Origin of the sequence: Alteromonas sp. MmMcT2-2, from assembly GCF_022348305.1 — a bacterium.
GTDB classification, from domain to species: Bacteria; Pseudomonadota; Gammaproteobacteria; order Enterobacterales; family Alteromonadaceae; genus Alteromonas; species Alteromonas macleodii.
In genome coordinates this window covers 80,712-95,154 of sequence record NZ_JAKRFA010000001.1, presented here as the reverse complement: position 1 = coordinate 95,154, position 14,443 = coordinate 80,712, and the positions used below count along the sequence as shown (strand labels likewise).

The window sequence follows — 14,443 nt, the reverse complement described above, 5'->3', positions numbered from 1 at the left end:
GGAAAAGACAACCATGAAAGCAATGACATCTACTCTCGCCCTTAGTGTGTTTGCCTTATTTGCAAGCAGTGTATCGTTGAGCGCACACGCGCAGGATAGCAAGCAACCACCGCCGGTGCTGGTTCAAATAGATGAAGCCAGAGAGCAAGCGATTTCACAACTAACCTGGGTTCCTGGAACGGTACTAAGCGTTATCGATGCAAACCTTGCCTCTGAGGTAGACGGTCGCATCACTTGGATGGCAGAGGTAGGTGATGTGGTTAAAGCAGGGGAGCCTTTAGTTAAAGTCGACGATACTCGCTTAAGCATTACCCGCAATCAAAATGCCTCAAATATTGCCAGATGGCAGTCGCAGGTTGAACTGTTTACCAAACGTCTAGCGAGGTACAAAAACCTTCAAGCAAGTCAAAACACGTCCAGAGGTGAGTTAGAGGAAGTTCAAGCTGACTTAGAGAATGCTAAGCAGGAGTTAGCGCAAGCCAAATTGGATTTAGAATTCACCGAATATCAGATAGCACAAAGCAGTATTCGTGCTCCCTTTACGGCTTTGGTGGTTGAAAGGCTACAGTCGCCGGGCGAATACACTGGGGTAGGGCAAACCCTGCTTCGCGTGGTAAACCCTGATAGCGTTGAAGTTCAGGTGCGTGCACCGCTCAACGTATTACCCTATATTGCTAACGGCATGAGCGTAAGCGTTCACAATAACGTGAACCAAGTAGAAGAATCTATTCGTGCCATTGTACCGGTAGGCAACAGTACATCGCGCATGATGGAGCTACGAATTGCCATCAACCCCGGTGACTTTCCTATAGGTAGTGCAGTGCGCGTGGCGCTGCCTAGCAGCGATACTCATGATGGTGTCACCATACCCCGCGATGCACTGGTACTAAGAAAGTCGGGCACCTTTATCTATCAGCTCAATGAAAATAATGAAGCGGAGCAAGTTAAGGTGACAACCGGGGTGGGGATGGGCGATAGAATTGAAGTGTTTGGCGATGTGAACCCGAAGCGCTCGGTTGTGGTGAGAGGAGCTGAACGTCTGCGTGCAGGCCAGAAAGTACGTTACAACAATGAGCGTGAGTCTTTGACAGCGAAGAACTGAGAGAATTGTAACAAATGTAAAAGTGCTATCCATTTAGACTAAAGTTAATGAGAATGTTTCTTATTTGTAATTGTTGATTATCAAATGGAGACATCCTTGAAAAAGTTAGTTTTAGCCAGTGCAGTGTGCACGCTATCCAGTCCGGTAGTATTTGCGCAATCCCTAGAAAGCCAGAATGAAGAAACCAAGTCTATAGAGCGAGTTGCTGTGGTAGGCGCAGCAACTAACTTGAGCATTACTGCCGAGGATATTGAGCAGTTTCAGGCAAACGATTTAGCTGACGTTTTTAGAGAGTCTCCGTCGGTCAGCGTTGGCGGTTCAGTAGGTGTAGCACAGAAAATCTTTATCCGTGGACTAGAAGATGCCTACCTGAATGTAACCGTAGATGGCGCGCAACAAACCTCAACCCTATTTCACCACATTGGCCGCGTAACGCTAGATCCCGATCTTTTGAAGCAAATCGATGTGCAGGCTGGTGCAGGTGAAGCAACCAGTGGCCCAGGTGCCATTGGTGGTTCAATCCGCTTTAAAACCAAAGATGCGCAAGACTTATTGAGAGGCGACGAACAATTTGGTGGTCGAGTAAAAGCGAGTTATTTCTCAAACGAAGGCACCCGATATAGCGGCAGCCTTTATGGAAAGCTAAGTGATTCATGGGGCTTGCTAGGTTATTACAGCACGGTTGACAGAGATAACTTTGAAGACGGCGACGGCAACGAAGTGCTGGGTACTGCCGCAGATCAAGATCTCATGTTCCTTAAAGCCAGTGGTTACATTGCGGATAATCAATACCTTTCAATAAGTGCAGAGCAGCGCGATGAAGAGGGTGAGTTTTCGGCAAGACCTAACTGGGTAGTACTAGAAGGTGCTCCACTTTATCCTAGTGAAGCAGAGCGTGATACCTACGTAGCGAACTACCGCTTTGACCACAGCGCATTGGTTTTCTTAGAAGCCACGGCATACCAAACTTCATCATCGTTCCGCGGCGGCCGTTTCGATTTCTTGTCTGATATCGATACCTATGGTTTTGATATTAGAAACACCACCGACATTTCAAACCACGTATTCACCTACGGTATCGACTATCGTAAAGATGAGGTAGAAAGTGGCCCTGGCGTAGGTCCTGTGCAGAACGCAGAAGAAGGCAGCGTAATGGGTATTTACGCGCAAGCTCATAGCAATATCACACCAGAGTTGCTGTTGAGCTACGGTGTTCGTTATGACGACTTTGATTTTCAGCAACAAATCTTGATCGATGACTATTACGGCACACCCGTTACCGATGAGCCATCTGGACTAGACGACAATGAACTTAGCTTTAACGTCGGTCTTGAGTATCAGCTTACCGAAGCTTGGACCCTTGGTCTTGGTTACGCAGAAGCGGCGCGCGGTAAGCAAATTGGTGATGGTTTCACGCTTGACGAATACTTATATGATGGTGAGGACGTTCCCGTTGTTGCCAGTGACGTGGTGCCTGAAACTGTCACTAATATTGAAGCGTCAATCGAATACAGCGCGAATAACCTTAATGCGCGCCTTAGCGCCTATGAATCTACTATTGATGATGTGCTATTTAGCGGTTATCAAGGCAACTCGGTATTTAATAATATCGGCGACCTAGAATCATCTGGCGTAGAGTTTAACCTTGCGTATCGCTGGGACTCTGTTGACGTGTACTTTGGGTTTTCAAGCGTAGATGTTGAATTGATGCCTCGTGAAGATCTGTACAGCGTACCCTATAACAGCATCGATATTAACGGATACGAGTTTGTTGGCTTAGGTAATAGTCGCGGTGATACGTGGGTACTTGGTGCAGATTACACCGTTACTGCAGACATTAGCGTTGGCTTTAACATCACTATGGTTGACGACATCAACATAGATACACTACATCAGGCCTTGGAAAACGGTTGGACCGACTCGCTTTATTCACTTAACAAAGCAGACTATACCCTAGTGGATATTTATGGCGAGTGGGAAGTCACAAACGACCTTCGCTTAAATCTGGCGGTAACGAACTTGTTTGATGAAGCGTATATCGACCATTCAAGTGTGGGTGACTACAGCGAAGTATTCCCAAGCGTTATTGGTCCGCAAGAAGCTGGACGAGATATTCGTTTGTCTGTGACTTACGATTTCTAAGCAACGCCTTTAGATGAACTTTTCCACGTTTAAAAGGTGGGTCTTTTGGGCCCACCTCTTTGCTGGCTTATTGGCCAGCATTGTCGTTTTCATTATGGCTTTTACCGGTGTATTACTCACTTACGAGCGCCAGTTCAAAGAGCTAAGTGAAATGGCTTATGCACAAACGATTGATATCGAAAAGTCGGTAATCTCGACTGAGCGGGTTGTAGCAATACTTCGTGAAAAGCATCCTAACGAAGCGCATATTTTTGTTCGATGGGTCAATAGCGAGGGAGCGGCAATTCCCGCATGGGCCGGCGAACACAGCTATCTTATTCACCCCTATACCGGAGATATATTAAGAGAAGGAGAAGGGGTCGTTGAAGAAGCATTTCATGTCATAACTGACCTGCATCGATATCTTTTAATGGAAGGGGATTACCAATTAATTGGCAAAACCATAACGGCTTATAGCAATCTTATTTTTATTTTTTTGCTGTTATCGGGAGTCATCATATGGTTGCCCAAACACATATCGAAAAAATCCTTAAAGCAGCAAATGTGGTTACGACAAAAGTACACTAATAAACAGCACCGTCGCCGACATTGGCATTTTGTTTTTGGTATGTGGTCACTGCCTTTTTTAGTTGTGATTGGACTAACGGCTACCCTGTTTTATTTTGAGTGGGCAAACAAAGCATTGTATGGAATGTACGGTGAACAAGTCCCTACTCGCGAAAAGAAAGCTATGCCTGAGACGCTAGACGCCGACGTTGTCAGTTACGACACGCTATTTACCAAAGCTCAGCAACACGCCAATGAAAATGGCTATCAGGATTGGTATTCCATGTGGATGGAAATTGGCAAAAGTGAGGGTGTTGCACGGTTTTATATCGATAAAAGTATAGGGCACAGGCAAGAGTTAGCGTATTCACTGTATTTCGACACGGGAACCGGTGACATCACTAGGACACTTTACAAAACCGATTGGCCCAAAGGGAGTCAGGCTTGGGGTACTTCCCGCTTTTTGCACACGGGAGAATACTTTGGCTTTATAGGGCAGACCATCGCAGGGCTGGTAAGCTTGCTTTGCTGTATCTTAGTTTATACTGGCACACTACTTGGTGTGCAGAGACTTCTCAATTTGCGAAAGCAGCATTAAAAGACTTAGGCAGGGTAATGGTAACGACTAGCCCTGTTTGCTTTGTAGCACTAGCGTCTCTATGTAATGCGTTGCCTTTGATTAGTGCAGCGCGATTTATCGCCGAAATGTCGCCGCCCACAGCGGCAATTTGACGTTTCGCCAGTGCAAGCCCTAGACCAAAGCCAGAGCGCTTTGCGGCATGTACGTAGTTTTTGGCTGCCCGTGCCTTGTCTACCCTGAAAAAAGGTTCGAATATGGCGTCTAGCATTGATTCAGGGACGCCGGTGCCTTCGTCTGTAACCGTGATAACATAGTTATTATTATCGCTGGTCAGCGTTAAACTCACTTTGCTTTGCTCAGGGGTATGACGCAAAGCATTACGAATAATATTTTCTAACGCCTGCCCCAAAGCAAGCTGGCTGCTCTTTTCAATATTCGCGCATTCAGGTGTGTCGACATGCAAGGTTCTATCAGGGTATTCAAACCGCGCATCTTCACAAATAACATTGATAAGTTCTACCAAGTCAAAGTCATCGCTGTTCAATTGTGGCGATTCTGTATTTAGCCATGCAAAGGTTAGGGTATCTTCAACAAGCTCTCTCATCGTGCTCGCTTCATAACGCAGGCGTGAAAGTGCTTGTTCACGATTAATGTCTTGCTCTACAAAGTCTATTGCCATATCAATGCGGGCAAGAGGCGTGCGAAGCTCGTGAGAGAGATCAGCAAGCAAACTTCTTTGATTATAAATGAGACTGCTGGTTCTTTGGGCCATCTTGTCGAACGTTTGGGCAAGCCCAGTAAGTTCGTCATTTCGCTTGGGCATTGCAGCCATTGCACGGGCTTCTAAATTGCCATTTGCGAAATCTTTTGTGGCATTTTCTAATTGCTTTAGTGGCGTCATTAGGTGTCGATACAGCATAAAACTCAACAGACTTAATATCACTAGAGGTAATGCAATTTGAAGCGTTAAGCGTGTGGCGAGCAATAACGAACCTGGGCGCATACGCTGTGGAAGTTGAATTAAAAAGTGCGTATTGTCATCGACGAAGGGGACTTCCATCACAGGGTTTTCAGAAAAGTACAAATGTATTTTCCATTCGGGGCTGCGGCCTATTTGAAATCGGTCAACAAACTCATCTAACATTTGGGTGTCAGCGAATGTGGTCATTTGGGAGTTAACTACGGCAAGCCACGTGTCTTCCTTTGTCTTCACTTCTTGCAAAAAAGCAGCTAACGCTTGTTCTCCATCCTCCAGGTAGATTTTCTCCGCTTCTTGACCATAGGAATAAAGGGTTTCTTGATGAGCTTTATCGATAAAACTCATGCTGGTCTCGGTATGATTGGTAAGCCACGCGATGGCCCAAAATAACAGAACAGTACCAACGGCAATAAATGCGCACAGTCGCCATAGCAGTTTATTTTTCACGAAAAGCGATATCCTTGGCCGTGGACAGTGGCAAGGCGTTCAGGGGGCATGCCAGTCTCAACGAGCTTTTTGCGTACTCTAGACAAATGCATATCTAAGCTTCGGTCGTACCTCGAAAAGGGTTTGTTAAGCACGCTGTGATAAAGAAATGCTTTGCTCAACGTTTCCCCTTTGTTATCTACTAACATCCAAAGAAGCTTAAATTGTATTGGCGTGAATTCGAGTAGTCTTGAGTGGTATTTGGTAACTTGCTGAATGCGATTTAAATAAAGCACATCAACAATGATTTCCGACTTTTGCGTGCCTGAGTCGTTTAGTGTTTTGCTGCGTCGCAACAGTGCGTCGATGCGAAGCATCATTTCAGTAAAATTGAAGGGCTTGGGTAAGTAGTCATCTGCGCCCTTACGGTAGCCTTCAATCCTTTCTTGCTCGGCACCTGACGCGGTGATCATCATCACCGGTGTTTGCTTTATTTGCCTTAATTGGTTTAACAGCGACAAGCCGTTTAAAGAGGGAAGGCGTATGTCGAGTAACACAAGGTCAAAGTTCTCCTCCAGCACAGCTTGTAATCCAGCATTACCGTCACTTTCGTGGCGAGTGTCAAATCCTCGAGACTGCAACAGCTGTGTGATTTGTTCACTTAACGTCGCGTCATCTTCAACAATGAGTATTCGGGTTTTACGCATAATGGCTTCAGGAAAGAATTTTAAACATACTATTAATAATAGTTATCATTTGCAACTAATCGGTTTGTGACGATAAATGCGGCCGCTAACGCGCGCTTTTATATTGTTACAAATTTACTGTGGTGCTGATGGTTTCTCGCTTTACAATAACGGTTAACAGCTATCTTAGTGCTTGCGCTAAACTGCGGTGCTCTTGATGTCTGCACAATTGAGTAAATAAAGCATAGACGCAGCAGTCAACTAAGCGCTTTGCCTCCTAGGTTGGAGCTACAAGGACACGATCTTAAAAATGGTAATGAGTTTAAAGAAGTTAACGACGTTGTCGGCGTCGCTAGTAGTAGCAGGAAGTGTCGTTACTGGTTGCGCCAGCTCTAATCATGTTACTCAGATAGAAGGTGAAAATGCTGTAATCAAGCACGCCAATGAGCCTGGGTATGAGGACAGATTCAGCAATATTTACGACGGTTTTAAAGCATACCCCGTCACGTGCACTAATGATTGCTACCCAGCGTCTGCCGATATTGAATGTGAAAGTGACATGCAAAATTGTCAGTTCGTTGGCAACAACCCGACAGTGAACTCGCACACCGGCTTTAATGTCACCTGGTTAGGGCACGCAAGTTTTTTACTTAACACCGCAAGTGGTGAGCAAATACTTATTGACCCTGTGTTTGGGCAGTTTGATTGGCCCGTCAATTGGGCTTTTCGATTGGCGGAGGGGTTCAGCCGCAACGAACCCGCTGAGGTAGGTGAAGACAAACTCGCACAAACCGATGCTGTGGTTTATTCCCATATTCACTATGATCATTTCAATAAAGCCGATATTGCCGAATTAGGCACAAAGCCCGAATATCTTGTTCCGTTAGGTTTCGCAGAGCACTTCCCTAATAGAGGCTATACCATAAAAGAAATGGCTTGGTATACCAGCAAAAACGTAGGCAAAACCTCTATTCACTTCGTGCCTGCCCATCATTTCAGTAACCGAATTTGGGTGCCTTATTTGTACGAGGACGACAATGCGACACTGTGGGGTGGTTGGGTATTTGAGAGTGAAGGCAAAACATTGTTCTTTGCGGGGGATACGGGATATTCACCGCACTTCAAGGATATTAAAGCGCGCTTTGGTGAAATAGATGTTTGCCTGTTACCTATAGCGTCTTATTTCAGCGAAACCTCACCTAAATGGTATCGCAAGGTACATACTACGCCAGAAGATGCCATTGTTGCGGCCCAAGACCTAGGCTGTAAAGCCGTAGTGCCTTGGGGCTATGGAAATGCCAGCTGGATGATGGGTGACAAGACGTCACATTCTGCGCTATTTCGTCTTATGAAAATGAAGAAGCAGCTAAACCCTGCAATGCCTTGGGTTATTTTGAATGAAGGTGAACAGGCGTCTTTTTAATTTAAGCTACGGATAAATGGCTTATTTATCCGCAATCTTATCCGCAATTTTTTGGCATTTTCCGCGCCATTCGTCATCAAGCGCCTCAAGATTCGCTAGCTTTTGGGCCAGGGCTTTGTCTGCTTTGGTATGGGCGCATTGCATTAGGGTGTGAACATTAACGGTATCGTCCTCACGGTGCAGTAGTGTTACTTCGTCGCCAACACTGATGGTTCCGGTTTTAATAACCCGGTAATACCAGCCAGTGATACCTCGTTCTCCGACAAATCTATCTAAATTGGGCACTTCGAAGCGTTGCGAGATTTTATTGCAAGGGGCACGGGGTGCGCTTACTTGCAGTTCTACCTCGCCGAACTTCCATATATCGCCGATATAAACGGTAGCATCGTCCATGCCCTCTACACTGATGTTTTCGCCAATGCTGCCCAGCGAAAAGTCGCCTTCAGGAAAATGCTTTCTTAATGTCAGATAGTTGGTCGGGTTGAACTGATGCAGCACTTTCTCCGGTCCACCGTGAAGCCGTTTGTTGGCCTGTTCGTCTTCATCGGTTCTGTCCATATGCACCGTTAACGCGTCGACGGGGGCTTTAACAATACTGCTTGGTGCCCCACGAGGGCCTAGCGGCTGAGGTTTTCCAGCAAACAGAGCGTTAACAGAAAATGAGGTAGACATGGCATCTCCAAAAAATATTTTTGTGCATTTAAACCTTTCTACTATAGGGTACGACTAACCTTATAACACTAACAAGTGCTAATGCTAATCAGCACCATAAATAACAAAGAGAAAAGAATGGAACACACACAACAACGTGTTGTACACGCCAATGTGGTGTTTGGTAATAAAAGCGAAAATGAGCTGATATCTAAAGCGAAAAAGGGCGATAAGCAGGCATTTCGGTCCCTTTACGATGAACATATTGGGCGAGTCTACGCGCTTTGTTACCGGCTTACAGGTGAAAAGGGAATGGCAGAAGATGCTTCGCAAGAAGTCTTTATTCAGCTATGGAAAAAGCTTGCTAATTTTGATGGACAAAGCCAATTTTCCACGTGGTTACACAGCGTTACGGCAAACATTACCATCTCTTATATGCGCAAGCAGAAAGGTTGGGTGCAGCGGATGTTTAATTTGGAAAACAGCGGCATTAACGAGATGCCGGCTGAAGAAAACAGCACCGATGTGGATTTAGAAGCATTAGTTATTCGCTTACCCGAGCGAGCCAGAATGGTTTTTGTCCTCCATGCAATTGAAGGTTACAGGCATGAAGACATTGCCAGCATGTTGAACATGGCAGTGGGCTCAAGCAAAGCACAATTTTTCCGTGCTAAGCAATTATTGAAAGATTTTATGGGAGTCGATGATGAGTAATTTTGACGACAAGCTTGCTCAGCACATTTCTGAGATATCAAAAGAGAAGCAGCCAGAACGAGATTTGTGGCGAGGTATTGAACTCGGCATAACATCGCAGCAAGGCGACGCTTCACAAGACGACGCTTCACAAGACGACGCTTCACAAGACGACGCTTCATCATCTACGGTTACATCAAAACAGTGGATGGCGATAGCCGCAAGCGTTTGTTTAGTTACTGTATTGTGGTTTGCGGCTCCTTTTGCGTTTAAAGCTGATGAAAGTCGAAGCGATGGCTATGCCTTGATTGACGCAATGAGTATGCAGCAGCAACAACAAGTGAATAGTCTTCTTGCTAGTTATGAAAGTACAACGGCGCTAACGGAAGATTGGCAAGAGCAATTGAAAGAATTGGACGATGCTGCAGATGTTATTAAAGCGGCATTAAAGGACGATCCAGACAACTCAGCATTAATCAAAATGCTGCATCACGTATATCAACAGCAGATTGCCTTAATTGAGCGAGTGCACGCGCCAAAGTGGCAGCAAATTTAATAAGGGTTTAAAGATGAATATAAATACGAAAAGCACATTTTTGCACACGTTCATGGCACCTTTGGGGGCCAAGGTATTACTTACTACTGCGCTGCTAAGTATCGCTACTGCGGCGTTTGCAGGAGAAAAAGTAGATAAGACCATCGACACATCGTCTTCGCCGAAAGTGGACATTGAACACATCAACGGAAAAGCAGACATCCGAGTTTGGGATAAGTCTCAGGTTCGTGTCACCGGTGAACTGGGCGATCAAACTGAAGAGTTTATCTTTGAAAGACGTGGAGATGTCGTGGTTATACACGTTGAAGTCGAGCGCCACTCAAAGAGCTGGTTTAATAAAGGTAAAGATGGCGACGACCTTGTTATCTATATACCTTCAGCAAGCGACCTTCACTATACCGCAGTCAATGCTGATCTTATTGCAGAAGGTATAACAAAAGCAGTAGATGTTGAGGTGGTAAACGGCGACGTAACCCTTAAAAACATAGGTGAGCGGGTTGAAGTTGAGTCGGTTAATGGCGATATCGTGCTTGAGAATGTGAGAGGCCGTTTAGAGGCGGAAACAGTGAATGGCGAAATTGAAGCGTCACACTCAGGAAACACGCCAGTGAGCTTTGCGTCAGTTAATGGCAAGCTCGACATCACTTCCGATAGCCCAGACGTATCAGTAGAAACCGTCAACGGTCGAATCGATGTGTCTCTTCAAGCGGTGGACGTACTGCAAATCAATACGGTTAATGGAAGGACTTACGCAAGTTTAGGTCTTAATAAGAACGGTAGCGTAAAAGCGAATTCTGTAGGCGGTGCGATGGAATTTGTCTTTCAAGATGGCGTATCGGCACAATTTGATATTGAGACGCACGCTGGCGGCAACATTGTAAACAATATCAGTGATGAAAAGTCGCAAAAGCCTAAGTATGGCCCAGGTAGCTGGCTACGCTTTATCCACAACGGTGGGGCTGCAAATGTAGACATCTCTACGGTACACGGGCGAATTGAAATAGACCAAAAGTGAATAAGCTATAGGCAACACAATTGAAACTTTAGGTTGAAAAAATGAATTTAGTCCACATTTATTAATCAGACATGTGGTGATTAATGAAAAGCTGCGAGTGATCGCAGCTTTTTTTGTTTGGTCGCTAAAAATGTGTAGCTGAGCGTTTGTAAGTAACAAAAGTGCGTTTTAATGGCTCTTAGTTACAAGTTAGCGGACCTGCACGCTTCACCCACATCATCACATGGTTTGTTATTTTTTGATTGGAGGTTACATTGAGTATTGTTGGACACGTCAAAAGGTTTTGGCGATTTCATAGTCTAATTATTGGTGCGTTTGGAATATGCGCATTTACGCTAGGCTGTGCTGTTCAGGAACCCGCTTATTACGAAGGTACTTGGGTGGTGACCAAGGCCTATAATGTAGGTGTTTCAGCTCACTCATCAATAGAGTCAGAAAAGTTCTTGGGTCGCTCGGTAACCTATGCTTCAGACTCGGCTAAACTCGATCAGGCATTTTGTGAGTCACCGGTGTATTCAACGAAAAGTATCAGTAATCAAGATTTTTATGCTGCTTTTAAAGCCTCTCCATCATCGCTTGGCTTTAGCGACGACAAGATTACTGAAGTAAGTTTGTCGTGCCTTGATAATTCAGCAATCATGGGTTCTACACTCATTTTTCAGGAAGGTGGCAGCGCCTACACCTTGGTTGATGGTACGTTTTTAAAGCTGGAGAAAACGCTTTAAACGATGTTGTCTTTTTGCGCTTTCGCAACAAAATGACGACTTCCTTTGTTGAGTGATGGACGTTAAAAGCGCATAATATCCAACTGACTTTTGTGCATTGGAATAGGTTTCACTCGTGGCGTCTGCGTCTAAAAACGATAAGAATGTTGAAAAATTGAAGGTTCCACCTCATAGCATTGAGGCTGAGCAATCTGTTTTGGGCAGCATGCTTATTGACCCTGAAAGCTGGGACAAAGTCGCGGAGCTTGTTACCGATAACGATTTCTACAATCGCTCACACCAAATTATCTTTCGTGCTATCACTCGACTACTAAACAGTAGCCAGCCAATAGATCTTATAACAGTATCAGAAGAGCTGGAAAAGCATGATGAACTGGAAGATGCCGGCGGTTTTGCCTACTTAGGTGAACTTGCCAAAAACACGCCAAGTTCTGCGAACGTTGTGTCTTATGCGCAAATTATCAGTGAGCGCGCGATAACCCGAGAGCTTATTGGCGTGGCGCATGAAATAGCGGAAGTTGGGTACAACCCCGAAGGCCGTGACAGTGCAGACATTCTTGACCTGGCCGAAAGTAAAGTATTTGAAATTGCCGAGCGAAGAACTGGTGAAAACGAAGGTCCTCGCGATGTCGAGTCTATCTTAGGGAAGACCATTGACCGTCTAGAAGAATTGGTGAAAACCAATAAAGACGTTACCGGTGTTACTACCGGCTTTACCGACCTAGACAAAATGACCAGTGGTATGCAGCCCTCTGACCTTATTATCGTGGCGGCTCGTCCATCGATGGGTAAGACTACTTTCGCCATGAACTTGATTGAAAACGCCATGATGGCAGAAGACAAACCTGTACTTGTTTTCAGTCTTGAGATGCCCTCAGAACAAATCATGATGCGTATGTTGGCGTCATTAAGCCGCGTTGACCAAACCAAAATTCGTACTGCGCAGCTGGATGATGAAGATTGGGCACGTATCTCCAACACCATGGCTATGCTCAAAGACAAAGATTGTTTGTTTGTTGATGATTCATCAGGCCTTACACCAATGGACGTGCGAAGTCGCGCAAGAAAACTCGCTCGCGAACGCGGTGGAATCAGTCTAATCATGGTGGATTATCTTCAGTTGATGCGCGTACCTTCTCTTAGCGATAACCGAACATTGGAAATTGCAGAGATCTCTCGCTCATTGAAAGCATTGGCTAAAGAGCTTGAAGTGCCGGTAGTTGCCCTTTCACAGCTTAACCGTACGCTAGAACAACGCGCCGATAAACGTCCTGTAAACTCTGACCTTCGTGAGTCTGGCTCAATCGAGCAGGATGCCGACCTTATTATGTTTATTTATCGTGATGAGGTTTATCACGAAAACAGTGAGTATAAGGGAATTGCAGAGATTATCATTGGTAAACAGCGTAACGGCCCAATTGGTACCTGTCGACTTACGTTCCAAGGTCAGTTCTCACGATTTGACAACTATGCAGGCCCTGCCATAGCCGACGAATATTAGCCCCTCTTATGGCGACTAAAGGCTTCGACCGCGGCCACGGTCTTCATTTTAAGGGTTAACAAGTTAAAGTATTTCAGACACAAAAAAGGCGCCGTAAGGCGCCTTTTTCAATTCATATACAATGAATTACTTTTCTTCAGCTACTTTCACTGTGTCTTTAACTGTCACTGAAATGCGACGGTTAACACGGTGTGCTTCAGCATTCTTACCATTGTCTAGAAGCTGAGTTTCGCCGTAACCGATAGTCTCTAAACGAGAACCTTCGATACCGTACATGTCTACCATTACTTCTTTGAAGTTCGCAGCACGACGCTTAGAAAGGTCCATGTTGTAAGCTTCACTACCTGGTGCAGAAGTGTGACCTTCAATTACCGCAGTTGTTGAAGGATACTGCTTCATAAACTCAGCAAATTCAGAGATTTCTGGATCTTTTGGCATTTTAACTACAGCACTTTCGTTGTCGAATAGAACGCGTAGTGTGATTTCTACTGTCTCTTCGTCAAATACTGTACAACCTTTTGCATCAACTTTTACGCCAGCTGGTGTATCAGGGCACATATCTTTGCTGTCTACAACGCCGTCGTTGTCCGAATCTTTAATTGCACAGCCAGTTGCATCTACTTTAGTGCCAGCTGGAGTGTTAGGACACTGGTCAACGTTGTTTAGAACGCCATCGTTATCATCATCGATGCTACAACCATTTGCGTCAACACGAACACCTGCTGGTGTCATTGGGCACTGGTCTTTGCTATCTACAACGCCATCGTTGTCGCTGTCTTTAGGTGCGGCAGGAGTGCCTTTACCAAATGGGATCGCGATACCAACTTTAACACTGTAGTCATTGTAATCTTCACCGAAGTCGTGATAAGCGGCGATTTCAGTAACAAGTTTAACATCTTCGTGGATGTCCCAGTGTTTACCGATACCGATGTTACCAAGGGTAGTTGATTCGCCTACTGCTTGACGCTTAACACCACCAAAAACGAACCATGCATCATTTGGCATGAAGTATAGTGCGTCAACACCAACCATTTCACCGCTTTCATCACCGCCGCCTGCATAATCAAGGTCTAGGGCTGTAAATTCAACACGTGCTGCCCAGCTTTGAGTAAAACGGAAACCGTATTCAAAAGCTACGCCACGACCATCGTCGTAAAGGCCGCCGTCAGTTAGATCTAACGGACGTGAGTCGTCAGTGTTGTAATACATGCCAGACAAACCAAACCAGTTTTTGTACTCTGGCTCAGAAGAGTCTTGTGCAAATGCATTAGTCGAAGAAATTACAGCAAGAGATAGCGCTGCCATTTTAAAGTGTTGTTTCATAGTCACATCCTGTTTAACGTTGAGTGATTATCGATTTTTGATAATTTTGTGTTGTGCTTAACGTTTAACGCTAGCACAAATTGTGCCATTTATAA

At 45.1% G+C, this 14,443-nt stretch carries 13 protein-coding genes; 9 read left to right on the top strand and 4 right to left on the bottom strand.

Annotation, left to right across the window (positions count from 1 at the left end; genetic code table 11):
• Window positions 1–13: 13 nt before the first annotated feature.
• The 3 genes from MHM99_RS00425 (at window position 14) to MHM99_RS00415 (ending at window position 4,388) form a co-directional block, all read left to right on the top strand.
• A complete protein-coding gene (locus tag MHM99_RS00425; protein ID WP_049585679.1) occupies window positions 14–1,102 on the top strand; it encodes an efflux RND transporter periplasmic adaptor subunit in 1,089 nt (362 codons plus the stop codon).
• A 96-nt stretch (window positions 1,103–1,198) separates the two neighbouring features.
• Complete coding sequence (locus MHM99_RS00420; RefSeq protein WP_049585681.1) at window positions 1,199–3,244, top strand: TonB-dependent receptor; 2,046 nt, start codon at window positions 1,199–1,201, stop codon at window positions 3,242–3,244.
• A 13-nt stretch (window positions 3,245–3,257) separates the two neighbouring features.
• On the top strand, window positions 3,258–4,388 hold the full coding sequence (locus MHM99_RS00415) for a PepSY-associated TM helix domain-containing protein (protein ID WP_049585684.1): 1,131 nt from the start codon (window positions 3,258–3,260) through the stop codon (window positions 4,386–4,388).
• Here MHM99_RS00415 and MHM99_RS00410 read toward each other — a convergent pair.
• Both MHM99_RS00410 and MHM99_RS00405 read right to left on the bottom strand, forming a co-directional pair.
• Entirely contained in the window at window positions 4,366–5,796 is a 1,431-nt protein-coding gene (locus MHM99_RS00410) for a sensor histidine kinase (RefSeq protein ID WP_049585686.1), read from the bottom strand. The two genes, MHM99_RS00415 and MHM99_RS00410, sit on opposite strands and share 23 nt — an antisense overlap.
• Window positions 5,793–6,482, bottom strand: coding sequence for a response regulator transcription factor (locus tag MHM99_RS00405; protein ID WP_014977663.1), 690 nt, complete (start codon window positions 6,480–6,482; stop codon window positions 5,793–5,795). The genes MHM99_RS00410 and MHM99_RS00405 overlap by 4 nt, the downstream gene beginning before the upstream one ends.
• Window positions 6,483–6,771: 289 nt before the next feature.
• Here MHM99_RS00405 and MHM99_RS00400 point away from each other — a divergent pair, with 289 nt between their 5' ends.
• Entirely contained in the window at window positions 6,772–7,884 is a 1,113-nt protein-coding gene (locus tag MHM99_RS00400) for an MBL fold metallo-hydrolase (RefSeq protein WP_239217698.1), read from the top strand.
• Between the two features lie 21 nt (window positions 7,885–7,905).
• Here MHM99_RS00400 and MHM99_RS00395 read toward each other — a convergent pair whose 3' ends face one another.
• On the bottom strand, window positions 7,906–8,556 hold the full coding sequence (locus MHM99_RS00395) for an MOSC domain-containing protein (protein WP_049585691.1): 651 nt from the start codon (window positions 8,554–8,556) through the stop codon (window positions 7,906–7,908).
• Window positions 8,557–8,673: 117 nt separating this feature from the next.
• On the opposite strand from MHM99_RS00395, the gene MHM99_RS00390 reads away from it, so the two are divergent.
• The 5 genes from MHM99_RS00390 (at window position 8,674) to dnaB (ending at window position 13,025) form a co-directional block, all read left to right on the top strand.
• Complete coding sequence (locus tag MHM99_RS00390; RefSeq protein WP_039233618.1) at window positions 8,674–9,249, top strand: RNA polymerase sigma factor; 576 nt, start codon at window positions 8,674–8,676, stop codon at window positions 9,247–9,249.
• Window positions 9,242–9,784 carry a hypothetical protein gene (locus MHM99_RS00385; RefSeq protein WP_239217696.1) on the top strand — a complete coding sequence of 181 codons (543 nt, stop codon included), beginning with the start codon at window positions 9,242–9,244 and terminating at the stop codon, window positions 9,782–9,784. Before MHM99_RS00390 ends, MHM99_RS00385 begins: the two co-directional genes overlap by 8 nt.
• A gap of 13 nt (window positions 9,785–9,797) precedes the next feature.
• Window positions 9,798–10,799 (top strand): DUF4097 family beta strand repeat-containing protein, encoded by a 1,002-nt coding sequence (locus tag MHM99_RS00380; RefSeq protein ID WP_014977658.1) that lies wholly within the window; start codon window positions 9,798–9,800, stop codon window positions 10,797–10,799.
• Between the two features lie 254 nt (window positions 10,800–11,053).
• Window positions 11,054–11,524, top strand: coding sequence for a hypothetical protein (locus MHM99_RS00375; protein ID WP_239217694.1), 471 nt, complete (start codon window positions 11,054–11,056; stop codon window positions 11,522–11,524).
• A gap of 115 nt (window positions 11,525–11,639) precedes the next feature.
• Window positions 11,640–13,025, top strand: coding sequence for a replicative DNA helicase (gene dnaB, locus MHM99_RS00370; RefSeq protein ID WP_014951107.1), 1,386 nt, complete (start codon window positions 11,640–11,642; stop codon window positions 13,023–13,025).
• 126 nt (window positions 13,026–13,151) lie between these two features.
• Here dnaB and MHM99_RS00365 read toward each other — a convergent pair whose 3' ends face one another.
• The gene (locus MHM99_RS00365; RefSeq protein ID WP_014951106.1) at window positions 13,152–14,348 is read right to left on the bottom strand and encodes an OmpA family protein; all 1,197 of its coding nucleotides are present in this window, start codon (window positions 14,346–14,348) and stop codon (window positions 13,152–13,154) included.
• Between the last annotated feature and the right edge of the window lie 95 nt (window positions 14,349–14,443).